Here is a 15,519-nt window from a genome sequence, read left to right as displayed (position 1 = left end):
GCAGAGTCCCAGCTCTAGGCTGGCGGGAGTACCGGCGGGCCCGGCGCTTCCCCGAAACGGGGGAACGCCGCCCGCCGTGGGGGGAGGGGGAGCAGCACCGTGTCAGGCTTACGTGTCCAGCGCCTGGCCGCCCGAAGGGCCGAGCGCAGGCGCGCCGCCCGGCGCGGCGCGATGGTCTTCGCGGCTTCCTTCGTGGTCGCGGCCGGCGCGGTGGCGGGGGTTCTCTCCGCGTTCGAGGGCGGGCGCGGCTCGGATCAGGCCCGGCGCCCCCCGGTGTCCGCCTCGCCCCGTCTGGCGCCGCTGCCCGCCGTGCCGTCGGCGTCCCCGACAGCCACCGCCGAGTCCACTTCGCCCTCGCCGTCCGTGTCCGTGCGCGAGACGCCGAGCCCCACCCCGTCGCCGTCGAGGACCGAGACGAAGCGGGAGCGGACCGCGGCCATGCCCGCGCGGATCTACCGCCACCCCGACTCCCAGGTGCTGGACTGGGTCCGGGCCCACTCCGGCGATCCCCGGCACGCCGTCATCGCGTCCCGGATCGCCGAGCAGCCGGCCGCCGTCTGGTTCGCCGAGTACGCGCCGGAGACGCTCACGGCCCGGGTCGCCGCCGTGACGTCGGGCGGGGCCGCCCAGGGCCGGGTCCCCGTCCTCGTGCCGTACGCGATCCCCGGCCGGGACTGCGGCGGCCACTCCCAGGGCGGCGCCCCCGACCTGGACGCCTACGACGCCTGGATCGACCGGTTCGCGGCCGGGCTGGGCTCCGGGGAGGTCATCGTCGTCCTGGAGCCGGACTCGGTCGCCCAGGCCGAGTGCCTGTCCGCCGGCGAGCGCGCGGACCGCTTCGCCTCGCTGGCCCGGGCCGGGCGGGTCCTGAAGGAAGCCAACCCCCGGGCCCGCGTGTACTTCGACGCGGGGCACTCGGGGTGGAACGCGCCCGGCAAGCAGGCCGCGTGGCTGCGGCAGGCAGGTGCCGCCTCGCCCGAGTCCTCCGACGGGATCTTCAGCAACGTCTCCAACTTCCACACCACGGCCGACGAGGTCGCCTACGACCGGCGGGTCCTGGACGTCCTCGGCGGCCCGGCGGGCCTGGGCGCCGTCATCGACACCAGCCGCAACGGCAACGGCGCCCCGGCCGACGGCCAGTGGTGCGACCCGGCCGGCCGCAAGCTCGGCCGGACACCCACCCTCAGCACCGGCGAGGCCCGGATCGACGCCTACCTGTGGGTGAAGCTGCCGGGGGAGTCGGACGGCTGCAAGGGCAGGCCCGGGACGTTCACGGCGTCGTACGCCTACGACTTGGCCTCGTCGTAGGAGCTGGTGCCCTGGTCCAGCAGCGGCTGCTGCGTCTTCAGATGGGCCGGGGCGAAGGCCCGCAGGGCGTGGTAGCCGGTGATGACGACGAGCGTGCCGAGGGCGATGCCGCTCAGCGAGAACGTGTCCGTGACCTTCATGGTGACGTTGCCGACGCCGATGATGATGCCCGCCGCGGCCGGGACCAGGTTCAGCGGATTGCGCAGGTCCACCCCGGCGTTGATCCAGATCTGCGCGCCGAGCAGGCCGATCATGCCGTACAGGATGACGGTGATGCCGCCGAGCACCCCGCCCGGGATCGCCGCGACGACCGCGCCGAACTTCGGGCAGAGGCCGAACAGCAGGGCGAAGCCGGCGGCGGCCCAGTAGGCGGCCGTCGAGTAGACACGGGTCGCGGCCATCACGCCGATGTTCTCGGAGTACGTGGTGTTGGGCGGGCCGCCGACCGCCGTGGACAGCATCGAGCCGACGCCGTCGGCCGCGATCGCCGTACCGAGCTTGTCGTCCAGCGGGTCGCCGGTCATCTCGCCGACCGCCTTGACGTGCCCGGCGTTCTCCGCGACCAGCGCGATGACGACCGGCAGGGCGACCAGGATCGCCGACCACTCGAAGGACGGGCCGTGCAGCGTCGGCAGCCCGATCCAGTCGGCCTGGCCCACACCGGACAGGTCGAGCCGCCAGTGGTCGGTGAGCTTGCCGCTCGCGTCCACCGAGTGGATCCTGCCGAAGACCAGGTCGAACACCCAGGAGATGCCGTACCCGAAGACCAGCCCCAGGAAGATCGCGATCCGGGACCAGAAACCGCGCAGGCAGACGACCGCCAGCCCGGTGAACAGCATCACCAGCAGGGCCGTCCACTGGTCCTGCGGCCAGTACGTCGAGGCCGTCACCGGCGCCAGGTTGAAGCCGATCAGCATCACCACCGCGCCGGTCACCACCGGCGGCATCGCGGCATGGATGATCCGCGCCCCGAACCGCCGCACGGCGAGCCCCACCAGGAACAGCGCGGCCCCGACGACGAAGACCGCGCCGGTGACGGTCGCGCTGCTGCCGCCCTGGGCGCGGACGACCGCCGCCACACCGACGAACGAGAGCGAGCAGCCCAGGTAGCTGGGGACGCTGCCGCGGGTGGCGAGCAGGAACACGACGGTCGCGACGCCCGACATCATGATCGCGAGGTTCGGGTCCAGGCCCATCAGGACCGGGGCCACGAAGGACGCCCCGAACATGGCCACCACGTGCTGGGCGCCGAGCCCGGCCGTGCGAGGCCAGGAGAGCCGCTCGTCGGGGCGGACGACCGCGCCGGGCGCCGGGGTGCGTCCGTCGCCGTGCAGTTTCCAGCGGACGCCGAGATCCATGGTGCGGTTTCGCTTTCGTCGGGCGGGCGGGTGTCCGGACCATTGTCGGGGTGCGCCCGGAGGGGCGGTGACCGGGGCTGACCTGGAGGGCCGGCCCGGCTCAGGGGCGCGGGTCGGGGACCGCCGAGTCCGGCCGGCCGATCTTCGCCCGGTCGCCGGGGCGCAGCACACGCGCGAACGCCACCAGACCGCACGACAGCAGCGTCACCAGGCAGAACGACACCATCAGGCTGGTCGCCTGCGCCAGCAACCCGATGGCGCTCGGCGCGATCAGCCCCGAGGTGTACGTGATGGTCGCGACCCCCGCGATGGCCAGGCTCGGGTTGGCGCCGCTGCGGCCCGCCGCCGCGAAGCACAGCGGCACCACGACCGCGATGCCCAGCCCCATCAGCGCGAACCCGCTCATCGCCACCGCCGGATGCTCCGCGACCACGATCAGCAGCCCGCCGAGCACGGCGAACACCCCGCTCGCCCGCACGGTCCGCACGGCGCCGAAACGGTCCACGACCTTGTCGCCGGCGATCCGGGCGATGGCCATGGTGAGCGTGAAGCCCGTCGTGCACGCCGCCGCGAGACCCGCCGAGGTCTCCAACTGCTCGCGCAGATAGACCGCCGACCAGTCCAGGCTCGCGCCCTCCGCGAACACCGCGCAGAACCCGATCGCGCCGATGAGCAGCGCCGACCGGGGCGGCAGCGCGAACCTCGGGGGCGGCTCCTCGTCCTCGGCGGGCTGCAGGTCGAGCACCCACCGGCAGGACAGCACGCCGATCACGGTGAGGACCGCGGCGGCCAGGACGTGGTGCAGCCGGGCGTCCGAGCCGAGGTGCGCGGCGAGCGTGCCGGCCGCCGAGCCGACCAGGGCGCCCGCGCTCCACATGCCGTGCAGTCCCGACATGATCGACCGGTCGAGGCGGTTCTCGACCTCGACTCCCAGCGCGTTCATCGCGACGTCCGCCATGCCCGCCGTCGCGCCGTAGACGAACAGGGCCAGGCAGAGCGTGAGGAGGTTCGGGGCGAGGGACGGCAGCACCAGCGAGAGCGTCCACAGCGCGATCAGACCGCGCAGCGCGTTACGGGCGCCGAAGCGGTGGCTGACACTGCCGGCGAGCGGCATCGCGACGGACGCGCCGAGCGCGGGGAAGGCCAGCGCGATGCCCAACTGCCCCGCGCTGACGCCCGCGTGGTCCTGGATCCACGGCACGCGGGTGGCGAACGAGCCGGTCACGGCGCCGTGCACGGCGAAGACGGCGGCCACCGCGTAGCGGGACCGTTTCACCTCGCGCAGATCGTCGATCACGTTTCCCATTCTGCGGTCCCCCTCCAGGTCGCTGCCTCGCTCGCGTAGCGTGCGGGCGTAAACTATCAGGAACCCTGCCTGATAGATAAGGGGCAACCGAGCGGCCCGGTCCGTCCGGCCGCGCGGCCCCGCCGATCTGGGAGGATCCCGGCATGCCCGCATCCCCGAGCACCGCCCGGGCCATCAACGACCGGTTCGCCCTGCGTCTGCTCCAGCAGGAAGGCCCCCTCACGGCAGGGCAGTTGAAGCAGCTGACCGGTCTGTCCCGGCCGACCGTCGCCGACCTCGTCGACCGCCTCACCGCCGCAGGCCTGATCGCGGTGGTCGGCGAGGCCGGCGAGCAGCGGCGCGGCCCCAACGCCAAGGTCTACGGCATCGTCGCCGACCGGGCGCACCTCGCCGCGCTGGACGTGCGCACCGAGGGCGTCGCCGTGGCCGTCGCCGACCTGGTGGGCCGGGTCCTGGCCGAGGCGTCGGTGCCCATCGACGGCGACACCGGGACGGGCCCCGCCGTGGAGCAGGCGGTCGCGCTGGTCGAGCGTGCGGTGAAGGAGGCCGGCGCCGACCGGCTGCACACCGTCGGCATCGGCGCGCCCGGCCTGATCGACCCGGCCGGCGGCGAACTCCGCGACTCCTCGGGGCTGCCCGCATGGCATCGCCGTCTGGTCGCCGCCCTCCAGGAGCGGCTGCCCGAGGCCCGCGTCAGCGTCGAGAACGAGACCAACCTCGCCGCGCTGGCCGAGCAGCGCGACGGCGCGGCCCGGGACCGGGACACGTTCGTCCTGCTGTGGCTGGGTCACGGCACCGGAGCGGCGGTGGTCCTCGACGGCGCACTGCGGCGCGGCGCCTCCGGCGGTACGGGAGAGATCGGCTTCCTCCCGGTGCCGGGTACGAGCGCGCTGCCGACCTCGACGGACTGCGAGGGTGGCTTCCATTCGCTGGCGGCCGCGGCAGCGGTCGTGGACCTCGCGGTGGAGTGCGGGGTTCCGGTGGCGGCGGGGCAGGAGCCCTCGGTGGTGGGGGTGGTGCGGGCCGCCGCCGCGGTGGTGAGGGAGGCGGTGGGCCGGGTCCCGGGCGCGGCCCCGCCGGACCGGATGCCGGAGGTGGCGGCCGGGGCGTCCCCGTCGGGGGATCCCGGCCCCGCCGCCCGTTTCCTCGACGCCCTCGCCGACCGTATCGCCGTCGGCGTCGCCTCGGTCGTCGCCATCCTGGACCCCGGGTGCGTGGTCCTCGGCGGGGAGGTCGGGCAGGCCGGCGGCGCCGTTCTCGCCGCGCGTGTGCAGGACCGGATCGCCCGGATGACGCCGCTGCCCACGGAGGTGCGGGCCACCACCCTGGGCGGTGGCGCGGTCCTGCGCGGCGCGCTGCTGACGGCCCGGGACCGCGCGCAGGAGGAACTCTTCGCGCCACGGGAACGGTGACGGCGTGCTGGGAAGGCCCGACGGCGGGCAAGGGCCGTCGTCACCGCCGCCGGGCCGGTCTGCGGGTTGCTGGTTGCAGGGTTGCGTGCGGGTTGCGCCGACCCTAGAAAGGACTAGACCACAGCGTCAATAGGTGCGTACCAACGCCGGGCCGTCCCGACACGTTCTGTGAGCCACCCCACACGCTGCCCCCGGTCTGGACGTCGATCAGGCGTGGCACACTGGCCGTGTACCAGTAGCAGCGCACTCCGGGGTCGGTGAAAGTCCGAACCGGCGGTTACAGTCCGCGACCCGGTCGCCTCCAGCGACCGGTTGACCAGGTGAAATTCCTGGACCGACGGTTAAAGTCCGGATGGGAGGCAGTGCGCGGCGAGCGGGCATCCGTGCGCGCCGCCCGAGAAGTCCGTTCTGAGGGCGGACTCCATTCGGCGTCGTCCCTGGTGTTCCCGCTCGTACCTTCTGTCGTCATCGACAGCCCCGGAGTCCGTGCCCGAAGAGGCAGGAGGACCCGGGAAGTGTTCACCGGAATCGTCGAAGAGCTGGGCGAGGTCACCGCCGTCGAGACCCTCGACGACGCCTGTCGCTTCCGCCTGCGCGGCCCCGTCGTCACCGAAGGCGCGAAACACGGCGACTCCATCGCCGTCAACGGCGTCTGCCTCACGGTCGTCGACCACGAGGGCGACGAGTTCACCGCCGACGTCATGGCGGAGACGCTGAACCGCTCCAGCCTGGGCGCCCTCGAGCCCGGCTCCCGCGTCAACCTCGAACGCCCCATGGCCGTCGGCGAACGCCTCGGCGGGCACATCGTGCAGGGCCACGTCGACGGCACCGGCGAGATCCTGGAGCGCAAGCCGTCCGACCACTGGGAGATCGTGAAGATCTCCCTCCCCGCGGACCTCACCCGGTACGTGGTCGAGAAGGGCTCCATCACCGTCGACGGCATCAGCCTCACCGTCGTCGACGCCGGCCCCGACTACTTCACCGTGAGCCTCATCCCCACCACGCTCGCCCTGACCACGCTCGGCCACAAGCAGCCCGGCGACCCGGTCAACCTCGAGGTGGACGTCATCGCCAAGTACGTCGAGCGGATGCTCGGCGAGCGTGCGCAGGGGCCGGTCCGGTGAACACGCTGAACTCCGAGGCCTTCGTCCTCTTCGGCCAGCACATCCTCTGGTCCGACATGGTCGGCAACCTCTTCGGCCTGGCCGCCCTCGCCCTCGGCTGGCGGCGCTCCATATGGACGTGGCCCGTGCAGTTCCTGGCCGGTCTCATCCTCTTCGGGGCCTTCTTCGGCCATCTGACCGGCAGCGCGGGCAAGCAGGCGATCGTCATGGTCGTGGCCCTGTACGGCTGGTGGCAGTGGCAGCGCGGCAAGAGCCAGGCGGAGGACGGCCACATCGCCGTACGGTTCGCCACCTGGCGCGAGCGCGGAGCGATGATCGCCGCGGCCGCCGCGGGAACGGTCGCCGTGGCGCTCCTCTTCACGGCATACCCCACCCTGTCCTGGGACCCCTGGCCGGACGCCTACATCTTCGTCGGCACCATCGTCGCCATGTACGCCCAGGCCCGCGGCATGGTCGAGTTCTGGTTCGCCTGGCTGCTGGTCGACCTCGTCGGCGTGCCCCTCAACTTCGCCAACGGCTACGCCTTCTCCGGCTTCGTCTACGTCATCTACGGCGCGCTCGTCCTGTGGGGCCTGCGCGACTGGTGGCTGCGCTCGCGTCAGGCCGCGCGGCCCACCCTGGAAGGAGCGCCGGCATGAGTGCCGCACCGATCCTGTACAGCACCGACGGTGAGTTCGAGGACCTCGCACTCGACCCCGTCGAGCAGGCCATCGCCGACATCGCGGCCGGCCGCCCGGTCGTGGTCGTCGACGACGAGGACCGGGAGAACGAGGGCGACCTCGTCATCGCCGCCGAGAAGGCGACCCCCGAGATCGTCGCCTTCATGATGAGCGAGTGCCGCGGCCTGATCTGCGCCCCCATGGAGGGCGACGAACTCGACCGGCTGCGCCTGCCGCAGATGGTCGACGACAACACCGAGTCGATGAAGACCGCGTTCACGGTCTCCGTCGACGCCTCCGCCGCGCACGGCGTGAGCACCGGCATCTCCGCCGCCGACCGCGCCACCACGCTCCAGCTGCTCGCCGACGGCACCGCGGGGGCCGACGACTTCGTCCGCCCCGGCCACATCTTCCCGCTGCGCGCCCGGCCCGGCGGCGTCCTGACCCGCAACGGCCACACCGAGGCCGCCGTCGACCTCGCCCGCCTCGCGGGCCTGCGCCCGGCCGGCGCGATCGTCGAGATCGCCGGCGAGGACGGGCGCATGCTGCGCCTGCCCGAGCTGGTCCCCTTCGCCCGCAAGCACGGCCTGACGATCATCTCCATCGAGGACCTGATCGCCTACCGCCGCAGCAGCGAGCCCACCGTCCGCCGCGAGGCCAGGACCCAACTGCCCACCGCTCACGGCACGTTCACGGCGTACGGCTACCGCTCCACCGTCGACGGCGTCGAGCACGTCGCCCTCGTGCACGGCGAGATCGGCGACGGCGACGACGTCCTGGTCCGCGTCCACTCCGAGTGCCTCACCGGCGACGTCTTCGGCTCCGCCCGCTGCGACTGCGGCCCCCAGCTGGACGCCTCGCTGGCCCGCATCCAGTCCGAGGGCCGGGGCGTCGTGGTCTACCTGCGCGGACACGAGGGGCGCGGCATCGGCCTGATGTCCAAGCTGCGCGCCTACGAACTCCAGGAACAGGGCCACGACACCCTCGACGCCAACCTCGAACTCGGCCTGCCCGCCGACGCCCGCGACTACGGCGCCGGAGCGCAGATCCTCGCCGACCTCGGCGTGCGGGGCGTGCGCCTGCTGACCAACAACCCCGACAAGACCGACGCGCTCGTCCGGCACGGCATCGTCGTCAAGGCCCGTGTGCCGATGCCCGTGAGCGCCGGCGAGCACAACCTCCGCTACCTGCGCACCAAGCGGGACCGGATGGGCCACGACCTGCCCTGGCTGGACACGACCACCGTGCCCGCCTGCGGCAACCAGTAAGACAGCACAGAGGGAGAGACGTGAGCGGCAAGGGTGCACCGGAGCTGTCCGTACGCAATGTGGGTGACCTCCGGGTCGCCGTCATCGCGGCACAGTGGCACGAAAAGGTGATGGACGGACTGGTCGACGGCGCCCTGCGCGCCCTGCACGACCTGGGCATCGACGAGCCGACCCTGCTCAGGGTCCCCGGCAGCTGGGAACTCCCGGTCGTCGCCAAGGTCCTCGCGGGCCGCGGCTACGACGCGATCGTCGCCCTCGGCGTCGTCATCCGCGGTGGAACCCCCCACTTCGACTATGTGTGCCAGGGCGTGACCCAGGGCCTCACCCAGGTCTCCGTCGACACCGGCGTCCCCGTCGGCTTCGGCGTGCTGACCTGCGACACCGAGGAACAGGCCCTGGACCGCGCCGGCCTGGAGGGCTCGAACGAGGACAAGGGGCACGAGGCGGTGACGGCGGCGGTGGCGACCGCGGCCACGCTCCGCTCAGTATCCGAACCCTGGCACTGAGGAAAGCCACCTGTGGCATAGGCTGAGCGTCACCATGTCCAAGAAGACGTTCGAGGATCTCTTCACCGAGCTCCAGCACAAGGCCGCCCACGGCGACCCCGCCACTTCCCGCACCGCAGAACTGGTCGAGAAGGGCGTCCACGCCATCGGCAAGAAGGTCGTCGAAGAGGCCGCCGAGGTCTGGATGGCCGCCGAGTACGAGGGCAAGGAGGCGGCCGCCGAGGAGATCTCGCAGCTGCTGTACCACGTCCAGGTGATGATGGTCGCCCGCGGCATCTCCCTCGAAGACGTCTACGCCCACCTGTAAGCCGAACCCGTTCCCGCAAGACACCCACGCAAAGGAAGCCGACCTCATGCTGCGCATCGCCGTCCCCAACAAGGGTTCCCTGTCAGGCCCTGCGGCGGAGATGCTGCATGAGGCCGGCTACCAGCAGCGCCGGGAGTCCAAGGAACTGCGGATCGTCGACCCGACCAACGAGGTCGAGTTCTTCTACCTGCGCCCCCGCGACATCGCGATCTACGTCGCCTCCGGCCAGCTCGACATCGGCCTCACCGGCCGGGACCTGCTCATCGACTCTGGCGCCGAAGCCGAGGAGATCCTCGCCCTCGGCTTCGCCCGCTCCACCTTCCGCTACGCCGCCAAGCCCGGCACGATCAGCGGCCTGGCGGACCTGGCGGGCAAGACGGTCGCCACCTCCTACGAGGGCATCGTCGCGGGCCACCTCGCCGACCACGGCATCGACGCCTCCGTCGTCCACCTCGACGGCGCCGTCGAGACCGCCATCCAGCTCGGCGTCGCCCAGGTCATCGCCGACGTCGTCGAGACCGGCACCTCGCTGCGCAACGCGGGCCTGGAGGTCGTCGGCGAGCCGATCATGAAGTCCGAGGCCGTCGTGATCCGCCGCACCGGCGCGGACCCCGACGACACCAAGGTGCAGCAGTTCCTGCGCCGCCTCCAGGGCGTCCTGGTCGCCCGGACGTACGTGATGATGGACTACGACTGCCGCGTCGAGCAGCTGGAGAAGGCCGTCGCCCTCACCCCCGGCCTGGAGTCGCCGACCGTCTCCCCGCTGCACAACGAGGGCTGGGTCGCCGTCCGCGCCATGGTCCCCGCCAAGGAGGCGCAGCGGATCATGGACGACCTGTACGACATCGGCGCCCGGGCCATCCTGACCACGGCCATCCACGCCTGCCGTCTCTGAGGGGCACGCACCGATGTCCGATCTGCCCGCCCTGCCCGTCACGTTCCGGCCGGGCAGCACCCGCGCGGTGCTGCTCACCGCCGCCGTCGCGATCCTCGTGGTGATCACGGCCGTCGCGATGCTGCTGAAGCAGCTCAGCCCCGCCGAGCGCCTCAGCTTCGTCGTCACGGCGCTCCTGCTGGACGCCGTGCTGCTCCTGCTGGCGCGGCCGAAGGTCGTCGCCGACGAGGACGGCGTCACTGTCGTCAATCTCACGAACAAGCGCCGGCTGGAGTGGGCCGAGATCCTTCAGGTGACCCTCCGGCCGGGTGACCCCTGGGTGTTCCTCAACCTCAGCGACGGCACCAGCCTGCCCGCGCTCGGCATCCAGCCGGGCATCGCCAAGCAGCGCGCGATCGCCGACGCCCGGGCCCTGCGGGCGCTCGCCGAGGCCCGTTCCACGGTGGACCCCGAGCGGCGTCAGGGCTGACTCGGGGATCCACAAGGCGGTCGCCACTGCCGCACCGGGCCGTGTCTTGATTAATCTGTTGGCGGAGGCGCGACCGACGCGCCTCCGCCGCTGTGCCCCGCCCGGTGCGCAGAGGCTTCCTGCTAAATCGAGGAGTGACCCTCTCCGGCGATGGACGGATCGTCCTGCAGTACCTGCGCCGCCCCCTGCCGACATAGCGCGGACCGTGTCCGCGACCGTGCGGAGGCGGCGGCATCATGACCATCCCCCTGCTGCTCCTGGCAGCCGCGTTCCTGCTGATTCTCGCCAACGGATTCTTCGTGGCGGCCGAGTTCGGGCTCGTGACGGTCGAGCGGCCGGACGCGGAACGGGCCGCCGCCGAGGGCGACCGACGCGCCCAGCGCGTCGTCGAGTCGCTCAAGGAGCTGTCCTTCCAGCTCTCCGGCACCCAGCTCGGCATCACCATCACCTCGCTCGTCGTCGGCATGCTCGCCGAACCGGCGCTCGCCGAGCTGCTGCACGGCCCGTTCACCTCGATCGGCGTCCCCGAGGGAGCCGTCTCCGGGGTCACGGTCGTCGTCGGCATGCTGCTGGCCTCCGCCGTGCAGATGGTGATCGGCGAGCTCCTGCCCAAGAACTGGGCGGTGTCCAGGCCGCTCCAGGTCGCGCGCTTCGTCGCGGGCCCGCAGCATGCCTTCGCCCGGCTGTTCCGCCCGGTCATCGCCGGTCTCAACGCCGTCGCGAACCGGCTCGTGCGCGCCCTGGGCTTCGAACCCGCCGAGGAGCTGGCCTCCGCGCGCACCCCCGGCGAGCTCGTCTCGCTGGCCCGCCACTCGGCGCGGGCCGGTGCCCTGGAACAGGACACGGCCGACCTCTTCGTCCGCACCCTGTCCCTGGGCGAGCTGACCGCGCAGCACGTGATGACGCCGCGCGTGAAGGTCAGCGCCCTGCAGTCCTCCGCCACCGCCGAGGACGTCGTCAACCTGACCCGCGCCACCGGCCTGTCCCGCTTCCCCGTCTACCGGGAGCGGATCGACGAGGTCGTCGGCATGGTCCACCTCAAGGACGCCCTGGCCGTGCCCGTGCGGGACCGGCTGCGCACCCCCGTCGGCCGCATCGCCCGCCCGGCGCTGCTCGTCCCCGAGACCCTGCCTGTGCGGCCGCTGCTCGCCCGCCTGCGCAGCGAGCAGCCCATCGCGGTCGTCGTCGACGAGTACGGCGGCACGGCCGGTGTCGTCACCCTGGAGGACATCGTCGAGGAGCTCGTCGGCGAGGTCCGCGACGAGCACGACGGGCACGACCTGCCCGAGCTGGCCACCGCGCCGCCGGAGGACGGCAGGCCCGCCTGGGACGTCGACGGCAGCTGCCGGGTCGACATCCTCCAGCGGATAGGCCTCGACGTGCCCGAGGGACCGTACGAGACGGTCGCCGGGCTGGTCGCCGACCTGCTGGGCCGTATCCCGGCCGTCGGCGACAAGGCGGAGCTGCCCGGCTGGCGGCTGTCCGTGCGCCAGGTCGGCCACTACCGCGCCGAGCGCGTCCGGCTGGTGCGGACGGCCCCGGTGGTCTCCCTCGTGGAGGCCGTCCGATGAGCGTGCTCCAACTCCTCTTCGCCGCGCTGCTCGTGCTCGCCAACGGCTTCTTCGTCGGCGCCGAGTTCGCGCTCGTCTCCGTACGCCGCAGCCAGATCGAACCCCTCGGCACCGCCCGGGCCCGGCAGGTCCTCTACGGCCTGGAGCGGCTGCCGCAGATGATGGCGGCGGCCCAGTTCGGCATCACGGTCTGCTCCCTGACCCTCGGCGCGGTCGCCGAGCCGACCGTCGCCCATCTGCTGGAGCCGGTCTTCGAGCGGATCCACCTGCCGGACGGCATGATCCACCCGCTCACCTACGTCATCGCTCTCGCCGCCGTGGTCTTCTTCCACCTCGTCATCGGCGAGATGGTCCCGAAGAACCTGGCGATGGCGGCCCCCGAGAAGGCCGCGCTGTGGCTCAGCCCCGGGCTGGTCTGGTTCGCCCGCTTCTGCAAGCCGATCACCGCTGCCCTCGGCGCCTGCTCCCAGGGCATCCTGCGGCTCTTCCACGTCGAGCCCAAGGACGAGGTCGAGGCCGTCTTCACCAGCGAGCAGCTCAACCGGCTGGTGGAGGACGCCGGCCAGGCGGGCCTGCTCGACCCCGAGGAGGCCGAACGCCTGGAGGACGCCCTGGAGCTGGGCTCCCGCCCGGTGACGGACGTCCTGCTGAAACGCGAGTCGCTGGTGACGGTCAGCCCGTCGGTCACCCCCGGGCGCATCGTCGAGCTCACGGCCCGCACCGGCTACTCCCGGTTCCCGGTCGCGGCGGACAACGGCGCGTTCATGGGCTACCTGCATGTGAAGGACGTCCTGGACCTGGAGCACTCGGACCGGGCCGTGCCGCAGCAGCTGTGGCGGCCCATGACGACCCTGCGGTCGGAGCTGCCGCTGGACGACGCGCTGACGGTGATGCGGCGGGCGGCGACGCATCTGGCACAGGTGGCCGACGCGTCCGGGAAGGTGCTCGGGCTGGTCGCGCTGGAGGATGTGCTGGAGCTGCTGGTGGGGGAGGTCCGGGATCCCGCACACCGGGAGGTGCGCGAGGTGAGACTGACCGAGCCGAGGTCGGGCGAGGAGGTACTGGCGACGTAGCGGCTTAGCTGCGGGCATGCGTGCCGCTAGGGCCTGTCGTTTGGATCAGGTCGCCGGGAAGTGACGGTGCTGTTCAGTGCCGGTGAGCGGGGTCATGGGGGTACCTCCCTGCTCGAGCGCAGCCGAGAGCTTGGGGGAGCGTGCAGCTGCAAGGCGGAGGAGGGAGTCGACGCGGAGCGTCGGGGACCGACGACAACGCGGCAGATGTGCGTGCCAGACCCCGCGTCTGCGGCGTGATCCAAACGACAGGCCCTAGGGGCGGCACGGGTGGGCGCAGCGGCACCCCGCTCCGCCGGGCTGCGGTTCCACCCGGCCTCAGCACCTACGCCAGTTCCTCACAGTCCGGGCGGATCCTGCGGTCCCCGCCCGGACAGCACCTCCCCATACGCCTGCATCAGATCCGGCAACCGCAACGTCGCCAGATCCTCCCTCCCAAGCTCCCCGGGATACACGGACAACCGCAGGTCCCGGTACGCGCAGCTCTTCTCGTACAGCGTCCGCAGGAACCGCCCGTTGCCCAGCTCGTCGATCCACCCCTGGTCCACCACGTGCCCGGCGATCGACCGCAGCTCGTCGAGGGCCTCCTCGTCCCACAGGTCCCCGTTCTCCGCCGCGAGCACCTTGCCGATCTCGGTGAGTTCGAGGGGACGGTAGGAGGGGAAGTCGACGCGGGTGGTGAAGCGGGAGGACAGCCCGGGGTTCGCGGCGAGCAGGCGGTCCATGCCCTCCGGGTAGCCGGCCAGGATCACCACGAGATGGTCGCGGTTGTCCTCCGCCCGCTTCAGCAGCACCTGGAGCGCTTCGTCGCCGTACGCGTCGCCCTTGCCGTAGCCCGAGTTGGACAGCGAGTACGCCTCGTCGACGAAGAGCACGCCACCGAGCGCCGAGTCGATCAGCTCGTTCGCCTTCACGGCCGTCTGCCCGAGGTACTCGCCGACCAGGTCGGCCCGCTGCGCCTCCACGAGATGGTCGCCGCCGAGCAGGCCGAGGGCGTAGAAGACGCGGCCGAGGATGCGGGCGACGGTGGTCTTGCCGGTGCCGGAGGGGCCGGAGAAGACGAAGTGGCGTTTCGGCGGCTGGACCGGAAGGCCCTGCCCGGCCCGCAGCCGGGCCATGTTCAGCTGCGCGGACAACGCCTTGACCTGGCGTTTCACCGGCTCAAGACCCACCATGCGCTCCAGCTCGGCGAGTGCCTCCTCGAGTAACGCGGGGTCGGTGGGCCCGGCGGGCAGGGACGGCGACGGGCCGGCCTTCTCGCGGACCGCCGGGTCGGCCACCGGAGGCAGCGGAGCGGAGATCGGCGGCTCGGGCTCGGGCAGTCTCAGGTCGCGGCCCTCGACGCCGAAGAGCGGATCGAACCCGTCCGGCCCGTCCACGGCGTCCTGCCCGGCACCGGTGAGCGTGATCGCCGCCAGGTCCGTGGAGTCGTCGTACCCGTCGCCCTCGGCGATCGCGGCGAGACGGGCCGCGGTGTCCATGAACGCCGGGTCGACGCGGTGCACGGCCCGGTAGAGGGGGAGCGCGGCGGCGCTGCGGCCGGTGCCCTCGTGCGCCCGGGCCAGCCAGTAGCGCAGCTCCTTGCGCTGGGGCTGCTCGCTGCGGCAGCGCATCAGCGCGGCGGACAGCAGCGGTTCGGCCTGGCCGTACATCTCCAGGCGGACCCGGGCCATGCCGCCGAACAGGCCCGCCTCGATGCCGAGCATCGGGTCGTCGAGCAGCGGGTCGGTGTGGCGGACCAGTTGCTCCCAGTCCTTGACCAGGTAGGCGCGGCAGGCGTGCAGGAAGCGGACCTGGTGGTCGGTGTCCACCGGCGGCAGCCCGGCGAGGGCCCGGTCCAGCTCGGGGACGTGGCGGCCGTCCAGCCAGTGGGAGGCGTGGGCGAGCAGCAGGTCCCGGGGGCTCTCCAGCACGGGCTGCACCCACCAGCCCAGCCAGTACCAGGAGTTGAGGGTGCGGCGGTAGCGCGTGCGCTGCTCCCCGAAGCGGTCCCGGTGGCGGAACATCCGCAGCAGGGCGGTCGTCGTGTCGACGCGCAGTGCGTGCAGTCCGAGCCAGCCGTCGGCCATCCCGGGGTCGATGCGGACGGCGGTGCGGAACTCCTCCTCCGCCTGCGTATAGGCGCCCATGGTGTAGGCATCCACGCCTCGCAGCCAGGCGAGGTCGGCCGGGGCCTGCGGGCCCTGCGTGCCGAAGTCCATCACGTCCCCCACGAACCGTGCCCCCGTCGGTATGCCAACGAGCCGTCCCCCCAGCCGGCTGCCCT

14 protein-coding genes and 1 riboswitch are annotated in these 15,519 nt (G+C 72.4%); of the genes, 11 read left to right on the top strand and 3 right to left on the bottom strand.

What is annotated here, in order from left to right; all coding sequences use genetic code 11:
• The first annotated feature begins 171 nt into the window (after nt 1-171).
• Complete coding sequence (locus IE255_RS21180; protein ID WP_190052258.1) at nt 172-1,308, top strand: glycoside hydrolase family 6 protein; 1,137 nt, start codon at nt 172-174, stop codon at nt 1,306-1,308.
• Here IE255_RS21180 and IE255_RS21175 read toward each other — a convergent pair.
• Both IE255_RS21175 and IE255_RS21170 read right to left on the bottom strand, forming a co-directional pair.
• Nucleotides 1,287-2,666, bottom strand: a complete 1,380-nt coding sequence (locus IE255_RS21175) for a uracil-xanthine permease family protein (RefSeq protein ID WP_190051929.1) — start codon at nt 2,664-2,666, stop codon at nt 1,287-1,289. The two genes, IE255_RS21180 and IE255_RS21175, sit on opposite strands and share 22 nt — an antisense overlap.
• Before the next feature lie 100 nt (nt 2,667-2,766).
• Nucleotides 2,767-3,972 carry an MFS transporter gene (locus tag IE255_RS21170; protein WP_190051928.1) on the bottom strand — a complete coding sequence of 402 codons (1,206 nt, stop codon included), beginning with the start codon at nt 3,970-3,972 and terminating at the stop codon, nt 2,767-2,769.
• 143 nt (nt 3,973-4,115) lie between these two features.
• Between IE255_RS21170 and IE255_RS21165 the strand changes: the two genes are divergently transcribed.
• From IE255_RS21165 to IE255_RS21120, 10 genes are all read left to right on the top strand, one after another.
• Entirely contained in the window at nt 4,116-5,384 is a 1,269-nt protein-coding gene (locus tag IE255_RS21165; protein ID WP_190051927.1) for an ROK family transcriptional regulator, read from the top strand.
• A gap of 239 nt (nt 5,385-5,623) precedes the next feature.
• A riboswitch (FMN riboswitch) is annotated at nt 5,624-5,754 on the top strand.
• A 145-nt stretch (nt 5,755-5,899) separates the two neighbouring features.
• The gene (locus tag IE255_RS21160) at nt 5,900-6,508 is read left to right on the top strand and encodes a riboflavin synthase (RefSeq protein WP_190051926.1); all 609 of its coding nucleotides are present in this window, start codon (nt 5,900-5,902) and stop codon (nt 6,506-6,508) included.
• Entirely contained in the window at nt 6,505-7,146 is a 642-nt protein-coding gene (locus IE255_RS21155) for a nicotinamide mononucleotide transporter family protein (RefSeq protein WP_190051925.1), read from the top strand. Before IE255_RS21160 ends, IE255_RS21155 begins: the two co-directional genes overlap by 4 nt.
• Complete coding sequence (locus IE255_RS21150; RefSeq protein ID WP_190051924.1) at nt 7,143-8,435, top strand: bifunctional 3,4-dihydroxy-2-butanone-4-phosphate synthase/GTP cyclohydrolase II; 1,293 nt, start codon at nt 7,143-7,145, stop codon at nt 8,433-8,435. The genes IE255_RS21155 and IE255_RS21150 overlap by 4 nt, the downstream gene beginning before the upstream one ends.
• A 20-nt stretch (nt 8,436-8,455) precedes the next feature.
• Nucleotides 8,456-8,941 carry a 6,7-dimethyl-8-ribityllumazine synthase gene (gene ribH / locus IE255_RS21145; protein WP_190051923.1) on the top strand — a complete coding sequence of 162 codons (486 nt, stop codon included), beginning with the start codon at nt 8,456-8,458 and terminating at the stop codon, nt 8,939-8,941.
• A 34-nt stretch (nt 8,942-8,975) separates the two neighbouring features.
• Nucleotides 8,976-9,248 carry a phosphoribosyl-ATP diphosphatase gene (locus IE255_RS21140; protein ID WP_190051922.1) on the top strand — a complete coding sequence of 91 codons (273 nt, stop codon included), beginning with the start codon at nt 8,976-8,978 and terminating at the stop codon, nt 9,246-9,248.
• 46 nt (nt 9,249-9,294) lie between these two features.
• The gene (gene hisG, locus IE255_RS21135; protein WP_190051921.1) at nt 9,295-10,143 is read left to right on the top strand and encodes an ATP phosphoribosyltransferase; all 849 of its coding nucleotides are present in this window, start codon (nt 9,295-9,297) and stop codon (nt 10,141-10,143) included.
• Nucleotides 10,144-10,156: 13 nt separating this feature from the next.
• Nucleotides 10,157-10,612: a PH domain-containing protein gene (locus tag IE255_RS21130; protein ID WP_190051920.1), complete on the top strand. Its 456-nt coding sequence runs from the start codon at nt 10,157-10,159 to the stop codon at nt 10,610-10,612.
• Between the two features lie 236 nt (nt 10,613-10,848).
• Nucleotides 10,849-12,183: a hemolysin family protein gene (locus tag IE255_RS21125; protein ID WP_190051919.1), complete on the top strand. Its 1,335-nt coding sequence runs from the start codon at nt 10,849-10,851 to the stop codon at nt 12,181-12,183.
• Nucleotides 12,180-13,256, top strand: a complete 1,077-nt coding sequence (locus IE255_RS21120; RefSeq protein WP_190051918.1) for a hemolysin family protein — start codon at nt 12,180-12,182, stop codon at nt 13,254-13,256. The genes IE255_RS21125 and IE255_RS21120 overlap by 4 nt, the downstream gene beginning before the upstream one ends.
• A gap of 335 nt (nt 13,257-13,591) precedes the next feature.
• Here the strand turns inward: IE255_RS21120 and IE255_RS21115 are convergent, their stop codons facing one another.
• A complete protein-coding gene (locus IE255_RS21115) occupies nt 13,592-15,454 on the bottom strand; it encodes an AAA family ATPase (RefSeq protein WP_190052257.1) in 1,863 nt (620 codons plus the stop codon).
• Nucleotides 15,455-15,519 lie beyond the last annotated feature (65 nt).

The organism is Streptomyces lomondensis, from assembly GCF_014651035.1.
Taxonomy (GTDB): Bacteria; Actinomycetota; Actinomycetes; order Streptomycetales; family Streptomycetaceae; genus Streptomyces; species Streptomyces lomondensis.
This window is presented reverse-complemented; position numbering and strand designations above follow the sequence as displayed.